Here is a 26,855-nt window from a genome sequence, read left to right on the forward strand (position 1 = left end):
GAGGGGGGACAAGGTAGAACAAAAGGGATGTAAGGCATCGCTTCCTTGTTGTGTAAACATTCTCACCGAAGACTCAGCCGGAAAAGTAACGATTATACGTAAGCCACCGAGGAAATAAACTCCCTTTCTGTATAAAGCCGGAAAACAGTCAAAAGAAAAAAAGAAACTGGGAGTCCAGCTTCTTGTTTTTACGCTTATTTTTCTTCTTGTTGTTTTTGTTCTTTCAACACGGCTTTTCGAGACAAATTAACACGGCCCTGATTATCGATTTCTTTAACTTTGACCATAATCTCATCGCCAATCGAAACGACATCTTCTACTTTTCCAACTCTCTCTTCAGCAAGTTCGGAAATATGAACAAGGCCGTCTTTTCCTTTAAACAGTTCGACAAAGGCACCAAACTTTTCGATACGACGAACTGTTCCGAGATAAATCTCGCCAACTTCCACTTCACGTACCAAATCTTCAATGATCTTTTTAGCTTTTTGGTTCATAGCCGAATCAGTAGAGGAAATAAATACTCTTCCATCCTGTTCGATATCGATTTTCACACCAGTATCTTCGATGATTTTGTTAATTTGTTTACCGCTCGGTCCGATTACGTCACGAATCTTATCAGGATTGATTTCCATCGTGAGAATCTTCGGTGCATACTCTGAAAGTTCCTGTTTCGGTTCCCCGATTGTTTCCATCATATGCTCAAGGATATGCATGCGGCCTTTTTTAGCCTGGCTAAGCGCTTCGTCAAGGATTTCCCTGGATAGTCCTTCAATCTTGATATCCATTTGCAAAGCCGTTACCCCTTTAGAAGTACCTGCAACTTTGAAATCCATATCGCCAAGGAAGTCTTCCATTCCTTGTATGTCAGTGAGAATGGTATAATCCTCATCTTGTTTTACTAAGCCCATCGCGATTCCTGCTACAGGAGCCTTGATAGGAACACCAGCATCCATCATCGCTAAAGTACTTGCACAGATACTTGCCTGGGAAGTGGAACCATTCGATTCCAACACTTCAGAAACAAGTCGGATCGTATAAGGAAATTCCTTTTCAGATGGAACAACTACTTCCAGTGCCCGTTCCCCGAGAGCTCCATGGCCGATTTCACGACGACCAGGTCCCCTGATCGGGCCGGTTTCCCCTACGCTATACTGTGGGAAGTTATAATGGTGCATGAATCGCTTCGACTCTTCCAAATCAAGTCCATCAAGGATTTGCACATCCCCTAAAGCACCAAGTGTACATACACTTAACGCCTGTGTCTGACCACGGGTAAACAATCCTGATCCATGTGTGCGTGGGAGTACACCAATACGGGAGGCCAATGGACGGATTTCATCCACTTTTCGCCCATCCGGACGTACTTTTTCTTTGGTAATCAAGCGACGGACTTCCGCTTTAACCAGTTTATCCAAAACAGCTTTAACCTGCTTGATGGTATCTTCATCCGCCTCTTCGGCTTCATAAGCTTCCACTACAGCTTTTTTGGCAGCGTCAATCGCTTCTTCACGAGCATGCTTCTCCTGAACCTGAATGGCTTGTACCAAGGATTCTTTCGCTTTTGCTTCTACTTCTGCTGACACGCTCTCATCTAATTCAAACAACTTTACTTCCATTTTTTCTTTGCCTACTTCAGCAATTACTTCTTCTTGGAAGGCAACCAGACGTTTGATTTCTTCATGTCCGAACATGATTGCTTCCAGCATGACTTCTTCCGGTACCTCTTGAGCACCAGCTTCAACCATATTGACAGCATCTTTTGTTCCGGCAACAGTCAAATTGATGTCACTTTTTTCCAACTGTTCGACCGACGGATTGATGATGAATTCTCCGTCAACACGCCCTACAATAGCTCCTGCAATCGGTCCGCCAAATGGGATATCTGATACACCGAGGGCTAGTGAAGAACCGATCATTGCCGCTATCACGGAAGAACAATTTTGGTCTACACTCATCACAGTGCTGATCACTTGTACTTCATTACGAAAACCATCAGCGAACAACGGACGTATAGGACGGTCAATCAAGCGGGAAGCCAGTACAGCCTTTTCACTTGGACGTCCCTCTCTTTTGATAAATCCTCCAGGGATTTTACCGACCGCATATAACCGTTCTTCGTAATTAACAGTCAATGGAAAGAACGGCAAATCTTTTGGTTCGTTTGATGCTGTCGCTGCTGTCAGGACAGAGGTGTCTCCATATTGAACCATGCAAGCGCCATTGGCCTGCTTGGCTAACTCTCCTACTTCTACCGTAAACGGCTGGCCGGAGATTTCCGTAGAAAATGTTTTCTTATCTGCCATCTATTATAACTCCTCTCAATAAAAATCAACCTCGACAAATAAACCTTTCTCGTATGACTGTTATAATGTCAGTCTTTGCCGAATAAACAGATTGCATACCCTGTCTCAAAGGATGGGTATTACTTTATAATGCATCAGGGGCGAAAGCGAACAATACAGCTTGCTCAGCAAAGCGGCTGCTGCCGATTCAGCCCATAAAAAATGCTTTATGTAATCGTTTATAAGTACAGAAAAAGCGGGAATTCTCCCGCTTTCCCTGAAAAACTTAGCGACGAAGGCCAAGTCTTTGTATTAACTCGCGATAACGTGTAACGTCTTTAGCGCGAAGGTAGTTCAACAAGTTACGGCGTTTACCTACCATTTTCAATAGACCACGACGTGAATGGTGATCTTTTTTATGAACACGCAAATGCTCGTTCAAATTTGTAATTTCTTCTGTCAGGACAGCGATTTGAACTTCTGGAGAACCAGTGTCATTATCGTGTGTTTTGAAATCATTGATGATTTCATTTTTACGCTCTTGAGTGATAGCCATCCTATTCACCTCCTATAAATTGTAAAACCCCAATCTCCCAGCAAGCGTCGGAGTATCGCGTTGCCAAGGGATGGTTTCCGTATTTTAGATTAACGCTTTTATTGATAAATTGCAAGTAATAATACAAAATCTCTTCAATATATGCGCATTTTTTAATTAGAGAGCCATTTTTTGATTACTCTTTTTCAAAGATGCAGTTTTAAGCACAAAACATACAAACGGAAACTTAACATTTTTTCACTTATGATTGCTCATAATGAAATACCTTGGCAGGCTTTGCAATGCCGGGTTCTGAAGGGTGCGGCTGATAAATAGCCAGGAGTTTTTCCCCTCGCTGAATCCGGAACAAGTTTTCCCCGGTGACGTCTTCAGGCATTTTCATTTTCTTGCCATGAAATACTTTCTCCGCCATTACTGTATCTGCATCGATTTTTTCCAGGTGGGTTACCCCGGCTGATATAGGAAGAAGTAACGCTAGATGGTCATTTCTTTCTTTTGCCTGCTGGATTTCTTGTATGGTATAAGTATTTCCTTTGTCAAAAGGACCCGTTTTTGTCCTTACCAGCTCGGACATATGCGCCGGGTAACCAAGCTTGGCACCGATATCCACACATAAGGTACGGACATACGTACCTTTGCCACACTCTACAAGAAAAGAAAAACGAACTCGTTGATCATCCTTCTCAATATCGGAAAGTAGTTTTATCTGGTCAATATGGATAGTCCGTTCCGGACGATCTACCGAAACCCCTTGTCGGGCGTACTCATAAAGTCTTTTCCCGTTAACCTTTACAGCTGAGTACATTGGAGGGATTTGAACACTTTCGCCGACAAAATCGTCCAAAACCTCTTTTACCCGTTCGACTGAAAATGTTTCATCTACCGGTTTCTCTTCAATTGCAGCACCATGGCTGTCCTCTGTTTCGGTTGCAGAACCCAGTGTCACCTCGGCAATATACGTTTTCTTCGTTTCCGTTAAGTATGGGACCAGCTTTGTTGCCTGCCCGATACATATAGGCAGGACTCCTTCCACTTCAGGATCCAGTGTACCAGTATGGCCGACCTTTTTGGTGCCATATAACCGCCTGATTTTCGCGACACAATCATGCGATGTCCACCCCTTCGGCTTCCATAAAGGAAGAATTCCATCCATATTCTATCCTCCGCCTCTTTCCATTTTTCCAGCTAGGAATTGATCTTCACTTCTATATAAAGATAAAACCCTTGTTGGATGACAAGGGTTTTTATCCTTCAGAAAAATAGCCAATCAATCTTCATCATTTAACTGGCGAAGTATATGCTCAATTCTGTTGCCTTTTTCAATCGCTTCATCAAATTCAAAATATAGTTCCGGAGTTTTACGCAAACGAATCCTTTTGCCGATCTCTGAACGGATAAATCCTTTTGCCTTGGCTAGTCCGACAAGTGTATCGTGCCTTTGCTTTTCATCCCCAAGCACCGAAATAAATACTTTTGCTTGTTGTAAATCACCGGAAACTTCTACATCGGTAACTGTTACAAAGCCTACCCGAGGATCTTTGATTTTCCGGCCGATGATATCTCCAAGTTCCTTCTTCATTTGTTCCCCTACACGATTTGCGCGTAATTCATTCATTTTCTATCACCTCTATTATGTGGAGGGAAAGTAATTTCTTTTATAGCCATTCAAAGTTGGTAGTGGTTCGTTCCAGTTCCGGGAAAGAATCGACAAGCTTTAATGCCTGGTCGATCACTCTTTCCGCCTGGATTTTGTCAGCCGAGACTGTCACCAGGCCAAGTTTGGTTCTTTGCCATAACTCCTGGTGATCAATCTCGCTTACAGCAATATTATAATCATTTTTCAACCTAGTTATTAGGCTTTTCACCACAGAACGCTTTTGTTTTAACGAATTCGGTTCGTAAATAAAACATTCTACTTCAGCGTATAAAATCATGCACGCTCGATTTCCTCCATGACATATGCTTCAAAAACATCGCCTTCTTTTATGTCGTTGAAGTTTTTCACTGTAATACCACACTCATAGTTTTGTGCGACTTCTTTCACATCGTCCTTAAAGCGCTTGAGTGTGTCTATTTCGCCTTCATATATGACAATGCCGTCACGGATGACCCGGACACCTGCATCCCTTGTGAGTTTTCCATCGGTCACATAGCTTCCGGCAATTGTACCGATTCTGGAAACTTTGAAGATTTCACGAACTTCCGCTTGACCGATAACTTTTTCTTCGTATTCAGGATCGAGCATTCCTTTCATGGCCGACTCAATTTCTTCGATTACTTTGTAAATGATCCGATGTAATCGAACGTCTACATTTTCTGTCTCTGCAGCTTTTTTGGCATTATTGTCTGGTCTCACGTTAAAACCGATGACAATCGCATTGGATGCTGAGGCAAGGATGATGTCAGATTCAGCGATAGCACCTACGCCCGTATGAATAATGTTTACTTTTACGCCTTCGACATCAATCTTTCTCAGGGAAGAAGCTAATGCTTCTACTGAGCCTTGGACATCCGCTTTCAATACCAAGTTTATATCCTTGACTTCCCCTTGTTTGATTTGTTCAAACAAGTCGTCAAGACTAACTCTAGCCTTGTCACTCCGCTTTTCTTCTATTTGTTTTTGCTGGCGCGCTTCCCCGACTTGCCGTGCTTTTTTCTCATCAGAAAAGACGACAAATTGATCTCCTGCCTGCGGAACATCATTCAATCCAGTGATTTCAACTGGAGTAGACGGCTCGGCATATTTCACACGACGTCCAAGATCGTTGACCATCGCCCGCACTCTTCCATACGTATTACCGACAACAATTGGATCTCCGACGTGTAAGGTACCATTTTGCACGAGAAGCGTCGCTACCGATCCGCGACCTTTATCCAACTGGGCTTCGATTACCGTACCGCTGGCATTGCTGTTTGGATTTGCTTTTAGTTCCTCAACTTCGGAAACAAGTAAAATCATTTCCAGCAAATCATCGATACCCTCCCGCTTGATTGCAGAAAGCTGAACAAAGATGGTGTCGCCACCCCAATCTTCCGGAATCAACTCATGTTCCGTCAACTCCTGCATGACACGGTCCGGGTTGGCACCTTCTTTATCCATTTTATTGACAGCAACGATGATAGGTACTTCTGCAGCTTTAGCATGGTTGATAGCTTCCACTGTTTGAGGCATAACACCATCATCAGCAGCAACCACTAATATCGCAATGTCCGTTACCTGGGCACCGCGGGACCGCATGCTGGTAAAAGCAGCGTGTCCTGGTGTGTCAAGAAACGTTACCTTTTTGCCATTTTCCTCGACTTGATAAGCACCGATATGCTGCGTAATACCACCAGCTTCGCCTTCGGTCACTTTTGTATCACGGATGGAGTCCAATAAAGTTGTCTTACCATGGTCAACGTGTCCCATAATCGTAACAACAGCCGGGCGTTCGACCAAGTCTTCTTCTTTTTCTTCTGGCTTAAAGTTTTCCAAATCCGTTTCATCTACTTCGACAACCTGTTCGACCGTTACCCCGTATTCCTCGCAAATCAATTCGATGGAATCCTGATCCAAATCTTGGTTTTTGGTTGCCATAACACCTAACGCCATCAATTTTTTGATGATCTCCGAAGCGTCTTTGTTTAGTTTGTCCGCCAATTCACTTACTGTCAGTGAACCGGTGTACGTGATTTTTTCAGGAGTTGCTTGTTTCTGTTTCTGGTTTTGTTTTCCCTGGCCGGAATTTTGGTTATTCCTTTTGTTGTTTTTATTATTCCTATTGTTTGATTTCTTTCCGTTTTGTTGATTCTTGTTGTTATTTCTTTTATTATGATCCGGTCTGGCATTGGTTTTATTAGCCGAACTATCACCACTGACCGCCTTCGTCTTTTCTTGCTTGTTTCCAGCCTGATTACCGCCTTTGATTGCTTTATCAAGCGATTGTATCGTATCTTCTGAAATGGTCGACATATGGTTGGATACTTCAACATTCATTTCTTTTAATTTATCTATGACCACTTTACTGGATAGATTGTGTTTTTTTGCATATTCGTAAACTCTTGTTTTACTCATACGTTCACCCCCGAATAGATTCATCGAGCAACGATGTCATTTTAGCGGCGAATCCTGAGTCGAGAATTGCTACAGCAACTCTTCCTGACTTTCCAATAGCTTGTGAAAGGGTCTCTCGATCGTCCGTTACAAAGAAAGGGATTTGGTAATACGTACATTTATCCGTTATCTTCTTTCTTGTCTGTACACCTGTATCACTTGCTAAAAGAACTAGTTTCGCCTTCCGCTTCTGAATATCGCGTATAATGGCCTCTTCTCCCAATGTGAGTTTCCCCGCTCGAAAAGCAAGGCCCAATAAATTCAGATAATCTTTACTCAATTTTCTTACCCTCAATAACTGTTTTTAATTGTTCGTAAACCGACGAATCAATTTCCGTATTCAAATGCCGGTTCAATATACCGCTTTTTTCTGCAGTTTCCACGACTTCGAGACTTCTTGTCAAATATGCTCCCCTGCCGTTTTTCTTACCTGTTTCATCCACAAACACTTCGCCCTCTTTGTTACGGACGATGCGGATCAATTCTTTTTTTGGCTTCATTTCCTGAGTCACGACACATTTTCTAAGAGGAACTTTTCTGGTTGCAGCCATCCTTTTCCCCCTCCTTATTCAAACAAGTTATCGTCAATATCTGAATAAGCTTCATCTGTTTCAGATGATTCAACTTCTGATTGATCCAGCAAGCCTTCTTCACGGGCTTCGCTCTCGCTCTTGATGTCGATCTTCCACCCAGTCAGTTTTGCTGCAAGCCGCGCATTTTGTCCTCGTTTTCCTATAGCTAGTGATAATTGATAATCAGGTACAATGACAGTAGTCGCTTTCTCTTCTTCATTGACAAGCACTTCTATTACTTTGGACGGGCTAAGAGCATTGGAAACATACACGACCGGATCCTCCGACCACTCTACAATATCAATCTTTTCACCCTTCAATTCATTGACGATCGTCTGAACCCGCTGGCCGCGCTGACCAACACATGATCCAACCGGATCCACTTCCGGATCCTCTGCATGTACAGAAATTTTAGAGCGGTCGCCAGCTTCCCTGGCTACGGAGCGAATCTCCACGGTACCATCATAAATTTCCGGCACTTCCATTTCAAACAATCGTTTCAATAAACCTGGGTGGGTGCGGGATACGTAAATCTGTGGTCCTTTATTCGTATTTTCCACCTTTGTGACCAATACTTTAAGACGGTCGTGAACTTCATATTGTTCTGTCGGCATTTGCTCGCTCTCAGGGAGCCTGGCTTCTATCTTACCGAGATTCACATAAATGAAACGTGGATCTTTTCGCTGGATAATTCCAGTCATCACATCTTCTTCCCGATCGGCATACTCGCTAAAAATAACTCCGCGTTCTGCCTCCCGTACACGCTGAGTGACAACTTGCTTAGCTGCTTGCGCTGCGATTCTTCCGAAGTCTTTCGGAGTAACCTCTTCCTCGATGACGTCCCCTAATTCATAACTAGGGTTCTTCTGCTTTGCTTCTTCAATGGAAATTTGCTGCAATGGATCTTCGACTTCATCGACAATATCCTTACGTGCATACACATGCATGCTTCCCGTTTCTTCATTTAAATCCACACGGACATTTGTGGCGGATTTAAAGTTCTTCTTATATGCGGAGATAAGAGCTGCCTCGAGGGCTTCCATCAGGATATCTTTGTCAATACCTTTTTCTTTCTCCAAATAGTCGATTGCATCAAACAGCTCGCTGCTCACCGTTTTTTTCCCCCTTTAGTTAAATGATACCGCTAAGCGCGCTTTTGCAACTTTATCAAACGGTAATTGTATCTCTTGTTTGCGGGTCTTCACTTTCACTTCTAGCGTGATCGTATCTTCATGAAAAGCCTTTAGAATTCCTTCATACTCTTTTTCTCCTTGGAACGGTTCGTACAGCTTCACATGAATATTATTGTTAATATTCGCCTCGAAGTCCCGCGGTTTCTTTAACGGCCGTTCGGCTCCCGGCGAAGATACCTCCAAAAAATAAGGTGTGGTAACTGGGTCTTCCTCATCCAGTTTTTCACTGAGCTGTTCCGATACTTGGCCGCATTCTTCAATATCGACGCCGCCTTCCTTATCTACGAACACACGCAGGAACCAATTTTTCCCTTCTTTTTCAAATTCGATATCCACGAGTTCCAAATTCATTTCTTGCAATATTGGCTGAACCAGTTTTTCAGTTGTTTCGGTTACTTTTGCACTCAATTGGCACCCTCCTTTTTCCACATAAACTATCCTGTCGGTTAATGGTAGTATACTCAATTAGCTGCTGTTTCATTTGAACGGAATTACTTGGCCGCTTCCGGCTTCATCATTACAAAACCCTTGTCATTTAAAGTAATTGACAAGGGAACTCATCAGCTTCCAACCTATTACTGTGTAAACAAAAAAGCGAGAAACAGAGGCCTTAAGCAATGTGATAAACAAATACCGGCAGCTGTTACATTAGACAGAAACGAATCAGTACTATGCCCGCATCCTGTTCAGTCAACAATCGTTCCATTGCAGAAAAAAAGAAAATGGTATGAAGAAAGAGTGGGCTTCACCCACTCTTTCTTCTTGCGTATCAATGCTTACCATAGAAAATATACCATAACTAACAATTTAATGCAAGATTAGGCCTTTACAGCTTGGTTTAATCAGAACAAAGAAAGCTGGTTGGCGTCAGCCATCCCTTCCAGACAACCATGGTTATCCAGGTATTCTAGAACAGTTTTGGAGATTCTGCTTCGTTCGCGCAAATCTTCCTTCGATAAAAATTCGCCCTCTTCTCGTGCTTTGACGATGTTCAGCGCTGCGTTTGTGCCTAAGCCATCCACCGCATTAAAAGGCGGAATCAACGTATTTCCATCAACAAGAAAGTCAGTGGCACTTGATTTGTATAAGTCCACTTTCTGGAAGGAAAAACCCCTGGCATTCATTTCCAAAGCAATTTCCAGTACTGTTAGCAAACTTTTCTCTTTAGGAGACGCGTCATTTCCTTTAACCGTAATTTCCTGAATTCTTTTTCTGATGGCGTCCGATCCCTTGATCATTGTTTCTAGTTCAAAATCACCGGCCCGCACCGTAAAGTAAGCAGAATAAAAGAAAATAGGGTAATGGACTTTAAAATAGGCAATACGTACAGCCATAAGTACGTATGCTGCCGCGTGGGCTTTCGGGAACATATACTTAATTTTCTTACAGGATTCAATATACCAATCAGGGACATTGTGTTTTTTCATTTCTTCTATCCATTCATCCTGCAGACCTTTCCCTTTACGGACGAATTCCATGATTTTAAATGCTAGCGAGGCATCCAAACCTTTATGCATCAAGTAAACCATGATATCATCCCGGCAGCCGATAACATCTGGAAGCTCACAAATACCGTCATTGATCAACTGCTGGGCATTACCCAGCCAAACATCCGTACCATGTGACAGTCCGGAAATGATCACTAATTCCGCAAATGTTTTTGGATTCGTGTCCTCAAGCATTTGGCGCACAAACTTCGTTCCGAACTCCGGCACCCCTAATGTCCCTGTTTTGCAGTTTATTTCTTCTGCTGTAACCCCCAATGATTCGGGTCCTGAGAAAATTTTCATCACTTCCGGATCATCGGTCGGAATCGTTTTTGGATCGATGCCGCTTAAATCCTGCAGCATGCGGATGACAGTAGGATCATCGTGCCCGAGAATATCCAGTTTCAACAAGTTATCGTGTATGGAATGGAAGTCAAAGTGCGTCGTTTTCCATTCCGAGTTTCGATCATCTGCCGGATACTGTATTGGTGTGAAATCATAAATTTCTTTATCGTCTGGAACAACAATGATACCGCCTGGATGCTGCCCTGTCGTCCGTTTGACTCCCGTACACCCCTGGACAAGGCGGTCGATTTCCGCATTTTTGTATTGGAGCTGATGATCACTCGCATAGCCTTTCACATAACCATAGGCTGTCTTTTCTGCTACCGTACCGATCGTACCGGCGCGGTACACATTGTCCTCTCCGAACAAAACTTTCGTATAGTTATGTGCCTGTGGCTGATATTCTCCAGAGAAGTTCAAGTCGATATCAGGGACTTTATCCCCTTTAAAGCCTAAGAATGTTTCAAACGGGATATCCTGTCCATCTTTTTTCAGCGGAATTCCGCAAGACGGACAATCTTTATCCGGCAAATCAAAGCCACTGCCGACTGAACCATCATTGAAAAACTCATTGTATTTACAAGTCGGACAAACATAATGCGGAGGCAATGGGTTTACTTCTGTAATTTCCGTCAACGTCGCAATTAAGGAAGAACCTACCGATCCCCTGGAGCCGACCAGATATCCATCGTCCAGGGATTTTTTCACAAGCTTGTGGGAAATCAAATAGATAACGGCAAAGCCATGACCGATAATGCTATCCAGTTCTTTTTCCATTCGTTTCACAACGATATCCGGAAGATCTTCTCCATAAATACTTTTGGCCATGCTATAACTCATTTCCCTGATTTCCTCTTCTGCCCCATCGATATTCGGGGTGTACAAGTCTTCCTTAACAGGGGAAACTTCTTCAATCGAATCACTGATATATTGACTATTGGCGACCACTACTTCCTTCGCCTTTTCCTCTCCAAGGAAAGAAAAACAATCAATCATTTCGTCTGTTGTCCGGAAATGAACGTCAGGCAGCGTTTGCCTGCTTAACGGATTCCCGTTTTGTGATGAGATCAGTATTTGCCGGTAAAGTTTTTCATGCGGTTCGATATAATGCGTATTACCAGTTGCGACAGCTTTCTTTCCCATGCCATCGGCAAGTTCGACTAAATTCTTCAAAATATCATATAACTGTGCTTCATTCCCTACCAACTCTTTTTCAATCAGGTGGTAGTAATTCGACGGTGGCTGAATTTCAATAAAATCATAGAAATCAGCAGCTTTTTCCGCTTCTTCCTTGGATTTTTGCATCATCGTTTCAAATACTTCCCCTTTGTCACAGCCCGAGCCTACAAGTATCCCTTCTCGAAGCTTCTGGAGTTGGGAACGGGGAATTCGCGGCACTCGGTAAAAATAGTCAACATGGGACATCGATACCAGTTTATAGATATTTTTCAAGCCCGTAGGATTTTGTGCCAGCAACGTACAGTGAAATGGTCTTGAGCGCTGATAGGCATTTCCTTCACCCATATGTTGATTGAATTGTTTGTGATTGACGATATCTTTTTGAAAAGCTTGTTTTATTAATTTCCAAAGCAGATAACCCGTTGCCTCTGCGTCGTAAATGGCCCGATGGTGCTGGGTCAGTTCGATATCGAGCATTTTACATAATGTATTCAAACGGTGGTTTTTTAAAGATGGATATAGAAAACGAGCAAGCTCGAGAGTGTCAATTACAGGATTCCCGGCTTTTTCATAGCCTATTTTTTTCAGCCCTTCATTTAAAAAGCCCATGTCGAAGCTTGCATTATGAGCAACTAAAACGGCATCCCCCATCCATTCGTGAAAGTCTTTCAATACCTCTCCTACTTCGGGGGCATCTTTCACCATATCATCCGTGATTCCGGTCAAATCAATCGTGGTTTGTGATAAAGGATGATGAGGATTGGCAAATGCTTCAAACCGGTCGATGATTTCCCCGCCTTTGACTTTAACTGCTGCTAGCTCAATAATCGTATCATAAACGGCAGACAGACCAGTTGTTTCCACGTCGAAAACGACATAAACTGCATCCTCCAGTTCCAAATCGGTTTCGTTGTATGCTATCGGAACCCCGTCGTCTACGATATTTGCCTCCAATCCGTAAATTACTTTAACACCATGCTTCTTACCTGCTGCATAGGCTTCAGGATAGGATTGGACGACCGCATGATCGGTTATGGCGACTGCTGGATGATTCCACTTTGCAGCTTGTTGCACAAGTCTTCCGGCAGAAACTACAGCGTCCATCTGACTCATGGCTGTATGTGCATGAAGTTCGACTCGCTTTTCCCCTTCAGGCGCTTTATCCGTTCTGTTCTCTGCTTTCACTTCATTTATATCTTGCACCATCATGGTCAATTCGTTGGTGAAGTTGTCTGTTTGAATGCTTCCCCGTGCTCTGATCCACATGCCTTCTTTCAGCTTCGAGAATTTTTCGGCATCCTGGTCCCCTTTTGAAAACATCTTCAATTGGAACGAGTCTGTATAATCGGTCACTTTCGCAATCAACAAATGCCTTCCGGAACGCAATTCCCTGACTTCAGAGCTGAATACATATCCTTGAACGGACATTCTCCGTTCTTCTTCTACGATGTTTTCCATCGGAACGATTTCATCCTGGATTTTGTACCCGATCATGAGCGGGCCTTCGAAAGCACCTTCCGCTTTTTGCTTTTCCCTTTCCTGCTTATCTTTCACAGCCTTCTGAACTAGCTGTTGGTCTTCCAGTGCTTTTTGCTCTCTGAATTTTTGGATATTTTCCTTCTCATCACCGACTTCTACTGACAACAAATAAGTCATCGCACCGATAGTCTGACAGTAGCTTTTAAAGCCTGGCTCCAACCGTTTGCGAAGGGCATTGGCTTCGGCTTCATTACGAGAGGTTAACATAATCTTATTACCGTTCACTTTAGGAACTTGTTCATGAACCAAATCACGATAAGCTGGAGACAAGTCTGTCAGTGAATGGACAAAATACTTCCAATAGGTACATAAATCTGTATCCGACAATGTTTTGTTTTCTGCGTAAATCGTCCAATTCACCTCGGCGATTTTAGAGAAAGCCTCTTGGAGCTTTGTAGTGAATAACTGGTAGACAGATGGCGGCAGAATCTGTGTAACGTTAATATGAAAATGCCATAGCTTCGCTTTTGTATGAACTTCAAGCTTCCCTAAATAACTGTCCTGAAAATGTTGTTCTATCAACTCATCGGGCATATCGATTTGCTTCAACAATAATCCAAGCTTCTCTTTACCTGATATGTCCATTTTTCTTCCTCCCCGTTCACACGCATATCTTCCTCCCGTAATTGATGAATACACACCAACTCCTGTCTGGACACAGGCTCCGGGAAAACTATTTTCTTTTAACAAGTTTACTACTTTAGAAAACCCTTGTCATTAGAAATGAGACAAGGGTTTTGATTACCAATCAGACCAAGTTATTCAATTTTCCGAGCAACTCAGCTTCGTGAACTTCGGACTGTTCACCTGTGTCTCGTTGTTTTAGCTCGACAATTCCTTCATCTGCCCGTTTACCAACTGTAATCCTTAATGGTATTCCGATTAGATCACTATCGGCGAATTTGACGCCGGCTCTCTCTGCACGGTCATCGAACAATACTTCAACCCCTGCCGCCTTCAATGAGTCGTAAATCTTCTCAGCCAATTGCTTCTGTTCGGGTTTTTTCATGTTCATTGCCAACAGATGTACATGAAAAGGAGCCAGGTGCGCCGGCCAGGTTATTCCCCGATCGTCATGATATTGCTCCACAATAGCGGCCAGTGTTCTGGAAACGCCAATTCCGTAACAGCCCATGACAACCGTTTTCGCTTTACCTTGCTCGTCCAATACAGTAGCACCCATCCGCTCAGCATAAATGCTGCCTAGCTTGAATACGTGCCCAACTTCAATTCCGCGTGCGAATTGAATGGTGCCTTTTCCGTCAGGAGAAGAATCTCCTTCTTGTATAAACCGGAGGTCAGCATAGGTATTAACTATGAAGTCGCGTTCCGGGTTAACATTGATAAAATGATATCCATCTTTATTTGCCCCGCAAGACACATTGACAGCATATTTAACAGCGTTATCGGCGACGACATCGATGTCCTCTGGTTGATCGATCGGGCCTAAAGAACCGAATCCAGCACCGAAAGCAGCTTTTGTTTCTTCTTCTGAGGCAAGTTCGACGGTTTCTGCTTGATAGAGATTTTTCAGTTTAATATCATTTACTTCGTGATCGCCCCTTGTAACTACGAGCACCAATTTTTCATCCACTTTGAACAACAATGCTTTTAATCCTTTTTCAAGCGGATGACCTAAAAAGTCGGCAACCTCCTGCATCGTTTTTTTACCAGGTGTTGCCACTTCCTGTAATTCTTTTAAATCCGCCTGATCTTTTTGATAGGAAGCATGAACAGGTGCCATTTCAATGTTGGCGGCATAGTCAGAGCTATCGGAATAAGCGATTGTATCCTCGCCCACTTCAGATAATACCATGAATTCATGCGTATCTTTGCCGCCCATTGCGCCAGAATCAGCAATTACAGGACGAAAATCCAATCCACAGCGACGGAAAATGTTTTCATAAGCCTGATACATCTTTTGATAACCCTGATCCAGACTGTCATAGGAATCATGGAATGAATAGGCATCCTTCATGACAAATTCTCTGCCTCTCATCAAGCCGAATCTCGGGCGTTTTTCATCTCTGAATTTTGTCTGGATTTGATAAACCGATAATGGCAAACGCTTATAGCTTTTAATTTCGTCCCTGATAATACTGGTGATAACTTCTTCGTGGGTCGCACCCAAAGCGAATTCGCGATCGTGCCGATCATTCAGCCGCATTAACTCAGGACCAAAATTGTTCCATCTTCCCGTTTCCTTCCATAATTCAGCGGGCTGCATGGCTGGCATGATCATCTCGTTGGCTCCAATATTATCCATCTCTTCTCTGATTATAGCTTCTACCTTGCGAAGGACTCTTTTTCCGAGCGGCAGAAAACTATACACACCAGACGCCGTCTGACGGATGAACCCACCACGCACCAGCAATTGATGACTTTTTATTTCAGCATCGGCAGGTATTTCTTTAAGTGTCGGGATTAGCATGTTACTTTGTCTCATATGTATGTCACCTCATTTTCTTAAGTCATTTTTTGTACGAAATGCCCCTAAAAACAGAAAAGATCAGCCTTTATTGAAAGACTGTATGTTATCATTTTGGCTTAGCGGCTCTGCCAAAAACTTTCATTCTGATATTTTAATTGCTGGACAGCTTTTCCGATCGAAAGGATCCTGCATAAAATAAGGATTTGGTGAGACCCCGCACAGCGTTAGCTTGAGGAGTCTCACCAGCGTCCCATATATATTCACCGCGTGGATTAAAGAAGTAAGGGAATAGAATCATTCGGTCCTATTTTTGATCATCTTCAAAAAAGCTGTAAAGTATAAAATCTAAAAAACTTCTTTGCTATTCTGAACATGTTACATTGCTATTACAAGAACAAACGCTGAATATCATTCCAGGTTACCACAATCATCACCAGCATCAATAACGCAAAGCCGACAAAGTGGACAACACCTTCTTTTTGCGGGTCAACCGGTTTTCCTCTTACCGCTTCGATACCGACAAAAAGTAATCTTCCTCCATCAAGTGCTGGTAAAGGCAGAAGGTTGATAATGCCAAGGTTGATACTTAAAGCGGAAGTCCACATTAGCAAATTTAACATACCTGTTTGGACAACTTGATCCGTAGCATCGTAAATCCCGACCGGACCGGAAAGCATATCAAGTGAAAACTGACCCGTAACCAACATACTTAAATTAACAAGTATTAATTTCGTCCACTCATAGGTCTGGTTAATACTATAAGGGACAGCTTTAAACACCGATTTCTCCGTCGCCGCCTGGACACCAATTTGTCCAATTTCTTCGTCCTGTGCTACGTTACTCTTCGGAATTACCTGTAATTCTACTTGTTCTTTTCCTCTATCTACTCTCATCGATAGTTCTTCTTCCGGGTGGGCCCGCACGATTTCGGTGAATTCCTCCCAGGTAGATATGGAACGATCACCAATCTGGATTACTTCATCACCATCCTGAAAGCCTGCTTCCTCGGCCGGGCTGTCGGATACGACGTTTCCGATTATTGCCCTGTCAGCTGGTACACCGTTGAGCATTCCCAACAGGAAAAAGATAACTGCCGCAAGAAGAAAGTTCATCATCGGACCAGCAAACAATTGCATGGCCCGTTGTGCCTTTGTCTTAGAAGCGAACTGTCGGTCATATGGAGCGATTTGTGTTTCGACTTCATCCATAACAAAATCAGCCTGAGGATCGATTGGGAAGGACAGCTTTTCCTCCTCATCGATCTCATATCCCTCAATCACAAGGCGATGGTCAAGGTCAGCATGTTCAACCTCGATCACTCTGGCATCCGGATGCTTCGATTTATTATTTACGATAATTTTACTTACCGCACCGTTCTTATTGAATTCCAGCCCAATATGCTGTCCTGGTTTCAATTCGATGATTTCCGGGTCTTCTCCCGCTACACGTACGTAGCCCCCCATCGGCAGCAGCCGAATAGTATAGAGGGTTTCATTCTTTTTGTGCGAAAATACTTTCGGACCGAATCCTATGGCAAATTCCCTCACCAGCATTCCTGCGCGCTTGGCAAAAATAAAGTGTCCAAACTCATGAATAAACACAAGCAGGCCAAACATTAGAATGAATGCAATAATGGTATTCAAATGATGCACCTTCCTTTAATCTATATAGGATAACACCTGTGATCTTGTCTGGCGATCCACTTCTAAAATAGTTTGCAGATCTGGCCATTTAATGGATTGATGTGCATCCAGCGTTTTTTGGATCAATTCTTCTATTTGCAGAAAAGCAATCCTATCCTGCAAGAACAATTGTACTGCAGCTTCATTGGCTGCGTTCAGAACCGTGGTCATTGTTCCGCCTTCTTTTCCGGCTTCATAGGCCATTTTCAAGCAAGGGAACCTTTCCTGATCCAACTCTGCAAAATGCAGCTTGCCTATTTCCATCAAGTCTAACCTTTTTGCACCTGATAATTCAAGTCTGTCCGGGTAATTCAAAGCATATTGAATCGGCACACGCATATCCGGGGTACCTAACTGGGCAATCACACTATTATCCGCAAACTCGACCATGGAATGAATGACGCTTTCTTTATGCATCATCACGTCGATTTGATCATAAGGTACATCAAATAGCCAATGCGCTTCTATGACCTCCAACCCTTTGTTCATCATGGTTGCTGAATCGATCGTGATTTTTGCCCCCATGTTCCAATTCGGATGTTTCAACGCATCTTCCCGGGTAACGCCGATTAAATCTTCTCTTGTCTTATCGCGGAAGCTCCCCCCAGACGCTGTCAAGATAAGCTTACTCAACTGTTTTTTATTCTCCCCGTTCAAACATTGAAAAATAGCCGAATGCTCACTATCAACAGGAAGAAGCTCTACCCCATGCTCTTTTGCTTTTTCCATAACCAGATGCCCTGCTGTAACTAGGGTCTCTTTATTGGCCAAAGCAACCTGTTTGTGGTGCTCAATTGCTTTTAATGTAGCCTGTAATCCGATGCTTCCCATTACAGCATTAACGACTACATCTACTTCAGGAGCCGTGCTGATTTCTTCCAAACCTTTGTTTCCGGATATAACCTCTAATCGAGGGAATTGGCTCTGCAGCTGCTGTTTGATCGTGTCATTTCCAACAACCACAACCTCCGGATGAAATTCTTTGATAATGGGCAAAGCCTTGTTAATATTTTGACCAAAAGCCATCGCAAACAAAGAAAATGCTTCTGGATGTTTTTTGATGACATCAAGGGTCTGAAGTCCTATGGATCCAGTTGCCCCTAAAAGTGATATTTTTTTCATATGACACGCTCCTATATCTATTCAACCCTAAGAAATAAAATGAATAAAATGCAGCAACGGAAAGATAAACAGCCAGCTGTCAAAACGGTCGAGTATCCCGCCGTGACCAGGCAGAATTTTTCCAGAATCCTTTACATCGTAATGACGTTTGAACGCAGATTCTACCAAGTCTCCAATTTGTCCAACCACGGATGCTAAGACCGTCACCAAAATAATAATCGGCAAAGAATGCGGAAGCGGGAAAAAACAGTGGAAGATAGTTGCAATCAGGCAGGCAAGTAGTATGCCCCCGATAGCCCCTTCGATGGTTTTATTAGGACTGATTTGCGGCCAGAGTTTTTTCTTTCCGAAGGCTCGTCCAAAAAAATACGCGCCTGTATCAGTAGCCAAAACAACGATAATACCATAAAAGATAAATTCCACCCCTGCCTCTCTGGCATTCATGAAATAATAAAAACCACTCCCGATATAGATAGCGGAGAGCACTAAAAAACCTGAATCCTCAAAAGTGAATTTGTTTTTCACCAATACGGTGTAAGACAGCAAAAGCAGTACTCCGATCAGTGTTAATTCGGCTTTAGTAGTGGAAAGCATATTCGAAAGCTCATGTTCAGTTAGAGGAATGAGCAATCCCCATAAAAGGAAAATAGTTGTCGCAAAAGGAATAATATAATTCGTGGTCATCCTCATTTTTAGCAGTTCAAGCAACCCGATGGTAGCAATTAAATAAACGAGGGCTTTAAATGGCCAGCCTCCGTAAAAAACAATAGGGAAAAATAGCACGATTGCAATTACTGCTGTAATTATTCTTAATTTCATTTATCACTCATCACCTTAAATTCCACCATAGCGGCGTTTTCTCTTTTGATAATCACTCAAAGCTTTTTCAAACAGCTGCTCGTCAAAATCGGGCCACAGGACATCTGTAAACCATAACTCTGTGTATGCAGACTGCCATAACAGAAAATTACTGAGCCTTTGTTCGCCGCTAGTGCGAATCAGCAGGTCAGGGTCTGGCAAATTTTTTGTGTACAAGTATTCAGAAAAAGATTCCTCGTTCAAATCTTCCGCAGACTTATTTCCTGCCTGAACATCATTCAGGAAGCTTTTCATCGCTTCCATTAATTCATTTCTACTACCATAGTTTAAAGCTATATTAAGGATTAATCCAGTATTACCCTTTGTCCGGTCCTTTGCTTTTTCAACCGCATCTCTTGTATGTTTAGGCAGACCGTCAAACCGGCCGATTGTCTGTACCTTTACATTTTTTTCCACTAACTCTGGTAAGTATGTATTTAAAAACTCCATCGGCAGTTTCATCAAATAGTCGACTTCTGCTTTGGGACGCCGCCAGTTTTCTGTAGAAAAAGCATAAAGCGTCAACGCCTCTAATTGATAACCAGAAGCAGCTGTCACGATTTTTTTTACATTGCTCATGCCTTCTTTATGTCCGGCAACTCTAGGCATCCCACGTTTTTTTGCCCAACGTCCATTACCATCCATGATAATCGCTACATGTTTGGGCAATGCCTCTTTCTGCAACGCATCTTGTTGCTTTTGTTTATGTTTATTTTTTTTACCTAAAAAAGGAAGTTTGATTGGCATAGTAATCCTCCATCATGGCCTTACATTGCTTTTTTGCTCCTATCTGGCAGGGCAGTGACGATAAGGTATCTTCTTATTTTCCTTAACGAGCAAAAACCCCCTTAAGTAAAGAGGGTCTTTTCAATTATTATTTTACATGTTATGCGATCAAACTTCCATAATTTCTTTTTCTTTTTCCTTCGCAAGGGAGTCAATGTCAGCGATGTGTTTGTCAGTGGCCTTTTGCACTTCATCCTGAAAGCCTCTTAAATCATCTTCCGTTAAATCGCCATTCTTTTCAGCCTTCTTTAATTGGTCATTGGATTCCCGGCGTATGTTTCGAACCTGGACCTTTGCCTCTTCGCTATACTTTCCGACAACCTTTACCAAATCTTTTCGGCGTTCTTCCGTCAAGGCAGGAATGTTAATCCGGATGACATTCCCGTCACTAGAAGGGGATAGACCTAAATCTGCTTTCTGAATCCCTTTTTCGATATTGGCAGTAGCAGATTTGTCAAAAGGTGTAATCACTAACAGACGGGCTTCAGGAGCCGAAATCGTAGCAAGCTGGTTGAGCGGTGTATTTGCTCCGTAATAATCTACATAGACACTGTCCAAAAGAGAAGGATTTGCTCTACCGGCCCGAACAGTCGCCAGGTTCTTGGAAAATGCTTGAACCGCTTGCGTCATTTTATCATTTGTGTCTTTAATAATTGCTTGTGTCATGCTATTTCCCCCTTATAATCGTTCCGATTTTTTCGCCTAGTACGGCTTTTTTGATATTGCCTTCTTCCATGATGGAAAAGACCAGCAGCGGAATATCATTATCCATGCACAGAGTAGAGGCGGTCGAATCCATCACAGCCAATCCCTCATTAAGGATTTCTAAATAGGAAAGCTCTTCATACTTACGTGCTGTTTGATCAATTTTTGGATCGGCTGTATAAACTCCGTCCACATTGTTTTTTGCCATTAAAATCACATCCGCCTCTACTTCAGCAGCTCTTAATGCAGCTGTAGTATCTGTGGAGAAGTATGGATTTCCTGTACCGGCAGCAAAAATGACAACCCGCTTTTTCTCAAGATGGCGAATAGCTTTTCTGCGGATATACGGTTCGGCTACCTGCCTCATTTCGATGGAGGTTTGAACTCGCGTCGGAATACCGAAATTCTCCAGGCTGTCCTGTAATGCAAGAGAATTCATCACAGTGGCCAGCATTCCCATATAATCAGCATTTGCACGGTCCATTCCCATTTCGCTGCCTACTTTGCCACGCCAAATGTTGCCTCCTCCGACAACAACGGCAACTTCCACACCAAGTTCTGCGACTTCTTTTACTTGATCTGCAATGGATTGGATTATTTTTGGTTCGATGCCGTATCCTTGTTCGCCGCTGAGAGCCTCTCCGCTTAGTTTCAAAACAATTCTACGGTAGCGAGCTGTAGTCATAAGTTACCTCCAGTAATATGTATTTATTTTAAAATGAAAGTTTTTTGAAAACAAGCAACAAGCGCCCAGCGCAAGTTACAGAAACATGTCCTGTAAACCTGATGCGGAAAGAGGGAACACAATGTGTCCCCCCATCCCTTCCATCATTATTTTTTCACTTGGCTCATAACTTCTTCGGCAAAGTTATCTTCACGTTTTTCCATACCTTCGCCAACTTGATAACGGATAAATCCTTTAACGGATGCACCTTTACTCTCGACATATTGCTTCACTTTTTGATCAGGATCTTTTACAAAGCTTTGTTCAAGCAGGCAGATTTCCTCGAAGAATTTTCCAAGACGACCTTCTACCATTTTTTCCACAATGTGCTCTGGTTTTCCTTCGTTAAGTGCTTGTGTCTTTAATACTTCACGCTCTTTTTCTACTTCTTCAGCAGAAACTTCGTCTCTAGATACATAACGCGGGTTTACTGCTGCAATATGCATTGCTACATCTTTAGCGACTGTATCATCAGTAGTTCCTTCAGCAACTACTAATACACCAATACTTCCACCCATATGCAAATAGGCACCGAAGGCATCGTTATCTGTTTTCTCTGCTATTGTAAAACGACGCAAGGAAAGTTTTTCACCAATTTTAGCGATATTGGAATTGATATATTCTTGAACTGTTTCGCCTTCTCCGTGTAATTTTTGCTCTAATGCAGCTTCAACAGAAGCTGGTTTTTGCTCCAATAGATGCTTCGCCAACTCAGAGAGCATGTTTTTAAACTGATCATTCTTCGTAACAAAATCTGTTTCACAGTTCACTTCAAGAATTACCGCCTGGTTGCCTTGTACTTCAATATGTGCAGAGCCTTCTGCAGCGATGCGGTCAGCTTTTTTCGCAGCCTTGGAAATTCCTTTTTCACGAAGGTAATCAACTGCTTTGTCGAGATCGCCGTCCGTTTCCTGCAATGCTTTTTTACAGTCCATCATTCCTGCGCCAGTTTTTTCGCGCAGTTCTTTTACCATTTTTGCAGTTACAGCCATTACAAATTCCTCCTTATGATAGACCAGGATTCAACTAACCCTGGTATTTATCCAGACTCTTAAAAAAAGGTGATAAAAGGTCCCCCCCTTATCACCCAACAAACCTTTTCTTACTCTTGTACTGCTTCAGTTTCTTCTGTTGCAGTTTCTTCGGTTTCTACTTCCGCTTCTTCTTCAGCTTCTCCCTGCTTCGCTTCCAGAATAGCATCTGCCATTTTAGAAGTTAAAAGTTTCACAGCACGGATAGCATCATCGTTAGCCGGAATAACATAGTCAATTTCATCAGGATCACAGTTTGTATCAACAATTCCGATAATAGGAATGTTCAATTTATGAGCCTCTGCAACAGCGATACGCTCTTTGCGAGGGTCAATAATGAACAGAGCATCCGGAAGTTTGTTCATCTCTTTGATTCCACCAAGGAATTTAACCAAACGTTCTTTTTCTTTAAGCAAGCCGACTACTTCTTTTTTAGGAAGTACATCGAATGTACCGTCTTCTTCCATACGTTCGATGTCCTTCAGACGATTGATCCGTTTACGGATAGTCTGGAAGTTAGTCAGTGTGCCGCCCAACCAACGTTGGTTGACAAAGTACATGCCAGAACGAATAGCCTCGTCGCGAACAGACTCTTGCGCTTGTTTTTTTGTACCTACAAAAAGAATAGAGCCGCCGTCTGCAGCGATATCTTTTACGTATTGATATGCTTCATCGACCTTTTTAACGGTTTTTTGCAAGTCGATAATGTAAATGCCGTTGCGCTCTGTGAAGATATATTTCTTCATCTTAGGGTTCCAACGGCGAGTCTGATGTCCAAAATGTACACCAGCTTCAAGTAGTTGTTTCATTGAAATAACTGCCATGAAAAATTCCTCCTAATTGGTTTTTGGTCCTCCGCCCGTATCCTCTTTGAACAAGAACTAACCGATTGGTCAGCACCTCCCGTTCAAATCTACAAGCGTGTGTATTAACACCAAAAGTAAATATACCACATGGTTTTTCTTCAATCAAGCATAATATCAGTTTTTTCGATGAAATTTTATCATCAGTTCGACTTCAGTTTTGCCTTTATCAAGCTTCTTGGCAATTTCATCTATTGTATACCCTTGATCATACATGGAATATACCTCTGCTGTCATAGATTTCTCTACGGTATCCTGCTGTACCTGGGGAAGAGGTGGCATGTATCCTGATTCACCGGCTGTCTCGTTTAGGGAGGGACTATTGGCTTCTTGTTCATATGGTTTGACCCGTTCCGGCTTTACCATCCCCAGCCCCTCCTCCTCTTTTTGTTCCTTCTGGACGTCCTGCTCATTTTTCGGGGTAGCATGGTCCCATTCTTTCAGCAGGCGATCATTTTCTTCCCTTATCTCCTGTAAATAAGCGCTGAGCAGTTCCTCAGTTTGTCGAAGTGAATCTCCGGAGTCCTGATTGCCGCTGTTTCGCTGCATTTGTTGAAACAATAACCGGATGGCCACGAATGTAACAATGTGTAATAGCAAACTGATGAATATTAAAAAAGTCAGCATGTATATCCCTTCTAACCACTGAAATCGATTTTCCGACCGAGGTAAGGGTGTTCGTTTTCCATCTTGCCCTCGTCGTTGTTCTTCTTTTGTTGTCTATCCCTTGCATTATACTCGGTGTCCCGTTTCTCTTTGTTTTGCACGTCCGCTTTGTGTTCGAACTGATTGACTTGCTTCCGCTTCACTTCTTCCCGGCTTTGTTGTGCTGCCGCAAGCATTTCCTGCGTTTGCTGACCTCGCTGTTGTAATTGTTCCTGTATTTTCCCCGCATCCTGAACTCTTGGAAGCGCCACTTGCATCTCTACAGATTTCCAGCTCATCCTCACCGCATCCTTTAGCCTCTTCCGGGATCTAACGAACCTGTCCTGCCCTTTGCTTTCCCGGAAGATACTTTTTCTACGGGCAATTATTGCTTATTGGTGACAGGTATCGTCATTACCATCGATTTACTTATTCTCCTTCTCAAGGAGAAATTCCTGCCACCGAACCCTTTAGAGAGCTGACTATATCATTTTAGTTTCACTGCATAAGCTTGCTCAAGGAATTTTTTAACTTAAAAATTGCCTTGCGGTGAATCTGAGAGATTCTCGAAGTGGTCAAGCCAAGAACCTGGCCGATTTCTGTCAGAGTTAATTCTTCCTTATAAAATAAGCTGATCACCATTTGTTCGTTTTCGTTTAACTGGCTGATTCCGGCTTCCAATTCTCCGAAATCTTCCTGTTGGATAAGGTGCTGTTCAGGAGTGGATGAATGATTATCCGGCAATGTGTAGCCAATCCCTTCTTTGGTATCGCTAGAACCGTCCTTCGGCTTTTCTTCCATGGATAAAACATTTGCAAACAAAGCGTCTTTTACCGATTCTTCCACTTCCTGAACAGACAGCCCTACATAATCAGCGATTTCCTCTGCACTTGGCGGACGTTGAAGAGATTGCTCCAATACCTGCGCGGCTTGTTCAACCTGTTTTGCTTTATCCCTTACCGACCGCGGCAGCCAATCTTCTTTACGCAAGCCATCCAGTATCGCACCTCTTATCCTGAAGGAAGCGTACGTGTCGAATTTTAAATCCCGATCAGGTTCAAATTTTTTCAGGGCGTCAAACAGCCCCATCATACCGAGGCTTTTCAAGTCATCTTTGCTGACACTTCCTGGTAGATGGGTGGATATCCTGCTGACATGGAAGTTGACCAGATAAATATATTTGTTCATCAATTTGTCTGCCGTTTCGTTACTTTTTGTTTTCATCCATGTGTCCCACAATTGCTCTTCAAGAGGAGATGTTTGTTTGGACATGGTTATCCTCCTCACATTATCATTCTATTTCCGGAAAGAATTACTGTAATGTGTCTTATATCTCTGATTCTCCCAAATTGACGGTTCTAATCTTCAAAATACCGTTTGCCGGAGAAAATTCTATCGTCCTTCCATTGTTTCCTCCGACGTCCTGGGCTGCTATTGGTACCCGGTGATCTCTTAACCTTCCGATGACAGCTTCCACGTTGCGATCTCCAACTCGCATCATATCGGTAGAGGTGCTGAAGGTGAACATTTGGGCACCACCAGCAATTTTTGATTTCAGGGCATAACGGCGGGCCCCCCTGTCCAAAAGCTCTTCCATCAGCAGGTCGATTGCTGTATCGGCAAACTTCATCTTATTCAGTTCACCGTTTCTGGCCATAGTGGAATCGGGGAGCATGACATGTGCCATCCCCGCCATTCTTTGTGAAGGGTCATAGATGACTACCCCTACACAAGACCCTAGTCCGGTAGTCCGAAGGGAATCTGGCGCACTGGCAATTTTCAAATCCGCAATGCCTACTTTTACAATTTGATTGGTCGCATTCATTGATCATTTACTCCCAAAACCGTAAAAATTTTTTCAAATGATTCCGGATCAGGAAGCAAAAAGAAATGCCCTTCTATTTCCTCTGTTTCACTTTCTGGTACCTGTATCATCGTATCGATTATGATGGCATAATCACTTTCCCGCGATAGTTCTATCAGCCCTTCCGAAATAATCGCCCCGGCCATATCCATCGACAAGGACGGAACCGATGGCTGCATGTTCAGCTGCGTGAAATCAGACAAGGCGGTCAAATAGGAACCGGAAAGTATGTTGCCAATTTCATGCAATATCGATAACCCCATTTCTGGATAAGGAGGATTTGCAAAAGAGAAATCATCACTACCGGTAATATGATGGACAAATCGCTCTGCTTGCTCAGGAGACAACAAGTAAAACATACTGCCAGGGGCTTCTCCTTCAATGCGCAGGAAAACAGAAACAATAACTTTTTCTGCCCCTCCTACTATTTCCATCGTTTCATCAAAACTGGCGATCCTAACGGATGGCGTCTGCATCTCAATTTTCCGGTTAAGCAGCTTTGACAAAGCTGTTGCTGCATTCCCTGCCCCGATATTGCCGATTTCTTTTAACGTATCAAGTTGATAAGTTGATAGCTTTTCGATAAAAGACATCGGAAATTATCCTTCTACAGTCTTCAAAGTCTGAACTTCTTCATCGGTTAATACATTATTCAAGTTCAATAATATGAGCAATCGATCTTCCAGTTTAGCAACCCCTTCTATATAATCCACGTCAACAGCGCCTACTACTTCCGGGGCAGGCTCGACCGCTTCCTTAGGTATATCGATTACATCATAAGCTGCATCCACGATCAATCCTACTTCCATTTCATCCATATAGACAATGATCATCCGGGTGCTATCTGTAAATTCGGCTTCGTCTAATCCAAACCGTCTGCGTAAATCGATGATAGGTG

26 protein-coding genes are annotated in these 26,855 nt (G+C 42.9%); all 26 read right to left on the reverse strand.

Going from position 1 to position 26,855, the window contains the following annotated elements:
• Positions 1-194 precede the first annotated feature (194 nt).
• Positions 195-2,303, reverse strand: coding sequence for a polyribonucleotide nucleotidyltransferase (gene pnp, locus BN1067_RS14875; protein ID WP_053219615.1), 2,109 nt, complete (start codon positions 2,301-2,303; stop codon positions 195-197).
• A 265-nt stretch (positions 2,304-2,568) separates the two neighbouring features.
• On the reverse strand, positions 2,569-2,838 hold the full coding sequence (gene rpsO, locus BN1067_RS14880; protein WP_026570321.1) for a 30S ribosomal protein S15: 270 nt from the start codon (positions 2,836-2,838) through the stop codon (positions 2,569-2,571).
• Between the two features lie 241 nt (positions 2,839-3,079).
• On the reverse strand, positions 3,080-3,991 hold the full coding sequence (truB, locus tag BN1067_RS14885) for a tRNA pseudouridine(55) synthase TruB (RefSeq protein WP_053219616.1): 912 nt from the start codon (positions 3,989-3,991) through the stop codon (positions 3,080-3,082).
• A gap of 114 nt (positions 3,992-4,105) precedes the next feature.
• Positions 4,106-4,453 carry a 30S ribosome-binding factor RbfA gene (gene rbfA, locus BN1067_RS14890; RefSeq protein ID WP_053219617.1) on the reverse strand — a complete coding sequence of 116 codons (348 nt, stop codon included), beginning with the start codon at positions 4,451-4,453 and terminating at the stop codon, positions 4,106-4,108.
• Between the two features lie 40 nt (positions 4,454-4,493).
• Positions 4,494-4,772, reverse strand: coding sequence for a DUF503 domain-containing protein (locus BN1067_RS14895; protein WP_053219618.1), 279 nt, complete (start codon positions 4,770-4,772; stop codon positions 4,494-4,496).
• A complete protein-coding gene (gene infB, locus BN1067_RS14900) occupies positions 4,769-6,892 on the reverse strand; it encodes a translation initiation factor IF-2 (RefSeq protein WP_053219619.1) in 2,124 nt (707 codons plus the stop codon). Before infB ends, BN1067_RS14895 begins: the two co-directional genes overlap by 4 nt.
• A gap of 4 nt (positions 6,893-6,896) precedes the next feature.
• The gene (locus BN1067_RS14905) at positions 6,897-7,211 is read right to left on the reverse strand and encodes a YlxQ family RNA-binding protein (RefSeq protein WP_053219620.1); all 315 of its coding nucleotides are present in this window, start codon (positions 7,209-7,211) and stop codon (positions 6,897-6,899) included.
• Entirely contained in the window at positions 7,204-7,482 is a 279-nt protein-coding gene (rnpM, locus tag BN1067_RS14910) for an RNase P modulator RnpM (RefSeq protein WP_053219621.1), read from the reverse strand. Before rnpM ends, BN1067_RS14905 begins: the two co-directional genes overlap by 8 nt.
• A gap of 14 nt (positions 7,483-7,496) precedes the next feature.
• The gene (nusA, locus tag BN1067_RS14915) at positions 7,497-8,615 is read right to left on the reverse strand and encodes a transcription termination factor NusA (RefSeq protein ID WP_053219622.1); all 1,119 of its coding nucleotides are present in this window, start codon (positions 8,613-8,615) and stop codon (positions 7,497-7,499) included.
• A gap of 15 nt (positions 8,616-8,630) precedes the next feature.
• A complete protein-coding gene (rimP, locus tag BN1067_RS14920; protein ID WP_053219623.1) occupies positions 8,631-9,104 on the reverse strand; it encodes a ribosome maturation factor RimP in 474 nt (157 codons plus the stop codon).
• A gap of 434 nt (positions 9,105-9,538) precedes the next feature.
• Complete coding sequence (locus BN1067_RS14925) at positions 9,539-13,831, reverse strand: PolC-type DNA polymerase III (RefSeq protein WP_053219624.1); 4,293 nt, start codon at positions 13,829-13,831, stop codon at positions 9,539-9,541.
• Positions 13,832-13,994: 163 nt separating this feature from the next.
• A complete protein-coding gene (locus tag BN1067_RS14930) occupies positions 13,995-15,692 on the reverse strand; it encodes a proline--tRNA ligase (RefSeq protein ID WP_053219625.1) in 1,698 nt (565 codons plus the stop codon).
• Positions 15,693-16,063: 371 nt separating this feature from the next.
• Positions 16,064-17,320, reverse strand: a complete 1,257-nt coding sequence (rseP, locus tag BN1067_RS14935; protein ID WP_053219626.1) for an RIP metalloprotease RseP — start codon at positions 17,318-17,320, stop codon at positions 16,064-16,066.
• A gap of 15 nt (positions 17,321-17,335) precedes the next feature.
• Complete coding sequence (locus tag BN1067_RS14940; RefSeq protein WP_053219627.1) at positions 17,336-18,481, reverse strand: 1-deoxy-D-xylulose-5-phosphate reductoisomerase; 1,146 nt, start codon at positions 18,479-18,481, stop codon at positions 17,336-17,338.
• Positions 18,482-18,508: 27 nt separating this feature from the next.
• Complete coding sequence (locus BN1067_RS14945; RefSeq protein ID WP_053219628.1) at positions 18,509-19,300, reverse strand: phosphatidate cytidylyltransferase; 792 nt, start codon at positions 19,298-19,300, stop codon at positions 18,509-18,511.
• Between the two features lie 15 nt (positions 19,301-19,315).
• Entirely contained in the window at positions 19,316-20,086 is a 771-nt protein-coding gene (locus BN1067_RS14950; RefSeq protein ID WP_053219629.1) for an isoprenyl transferase, read from the reverse strand.
• 147 nt (positions 20,087-20,233) lie between these two features.
• A complete protein-coding gene (frr, locus tag BN1067_RS14955; protein WP_053219630.1) occupies positions 20,234-20,791 on the reverse strand; it encodes a ribosome recycling factor in 558 nt (185 codons plus the stop codon).
• 1 nt (position 20,792) lies between these two features.
• Positions 20,793-21,515 carry a UMP kinase gene (gene pyrH / locus BN1067_RS14960; RefSeq protein ID WP_053219631.1) on the reverse strand — a complete coding sequence of 241 codons (723 nt, stop codon included), beginning with the start codon at positions 21,513-21,515 and terminating at the stop codon, positions 20,793-20,795.
• Between the two features lie 146 nt (positions 21,516-21,661).
• Positions 21,662-22,546, reverse strand: a complete 885-nt coding sequence (gene tsf, locus BN1067_RS14965; protein WP_053219632.1) for a translation elongation factor Ts — start codon at positions 22,544-22,546, stop codon at positions 21,662-21,664.
• 110 nt (positions 22,547-22,656) lie between these two features.
• The gene (gene rpsB, locus BN1067_RS14970) at positions 22,657-23,409 is read right to left on the reverse strand and encodes a 30S ribosomal protein S2 (protein ID WP_053219633.1); all 753 of its coding nucleotides are present in this window, start codon (positions 23,407-23,409) and stop codon (positions 22,657-22,659) included.
• A 156-nt stretch (positions 23,410-23,565) separates the two neighbouring features.
• Positions 23,566-24,075, reverse strand: a complete 510-nt coding sequence (locus BN1067_RS14975; protein ID WP_053219634.1) for a DUF6115 domain-containing protein — start codon at positions 24,073-24,075, stop codon at positions 23,566-23,568.
• 11 nt (positions 24,076-24,086) lie between these two features.
• Complete coding sequence (locus BN1067_RS14980) at positions 24,087-24,392, reverse strand: hypothetical protein (RefSeq protein WP_053219635.1); 306 nt, start codon at positions 24,390-24,392, stop codon at positions 24,087-24,089.
• A gap of 199 nt (positions 24,393-24,591) precedes the next feature.
• Complete coding sequence (locus tag BN1067_RS14985; RefSeq protein WP_053219636.1) at positions 24,592-25,365, reverse strand: FliA/WhiG family RNA polymerase sigma factor; 774 nt, start codon at positions 25,363-25,365, stop codon at positions 24,592-24,594.
• Positions 25,366-25,420: 55 nt separating this feature from the next.
• Positions 25,421-25,918 (reverse strand): chemotaxis protein CheD, encoded by a 498-nt coding sequence (locus BN1067_RS14990; protein WP_053219637.1) that lies wholly within the window; start codon positions 25,916-25,918, stop codon positions 25,421-25,423.
• Positions 25,915-26,550, reverse strand: a complete 636-nt coding sequence (locus BN1067_RS14995; RefSeq protein WP_053219638.1) for a chemotaxis protein CheC — start codon at positions 26,548-26,550, stop codon at positions 25,915-25,917. Before BN1067_RS14995 ends, BN1067_RS14990 begins: the two co-directional genes overlap by 4 nt.
• Before the next feature lie 6 nt (positions 26,551-26,556).
• A partial coding sequence (locus tag BN1067_RS15000; protein ID WP_199868539.1) for a chemotaxis protein CheW occupies positions 26,557-26,855 on the reverse strand: 299 nt, incomplete at its 5' end.

The organism is Virgibacillus senegalensis (assembly GCF_000821245.2).
GTDB lineage: Bacteria > Bacillota > Bacilli > Bacillales > Amphibacillaceae > Sediminibacillus > Sediminibacillus senegalensis.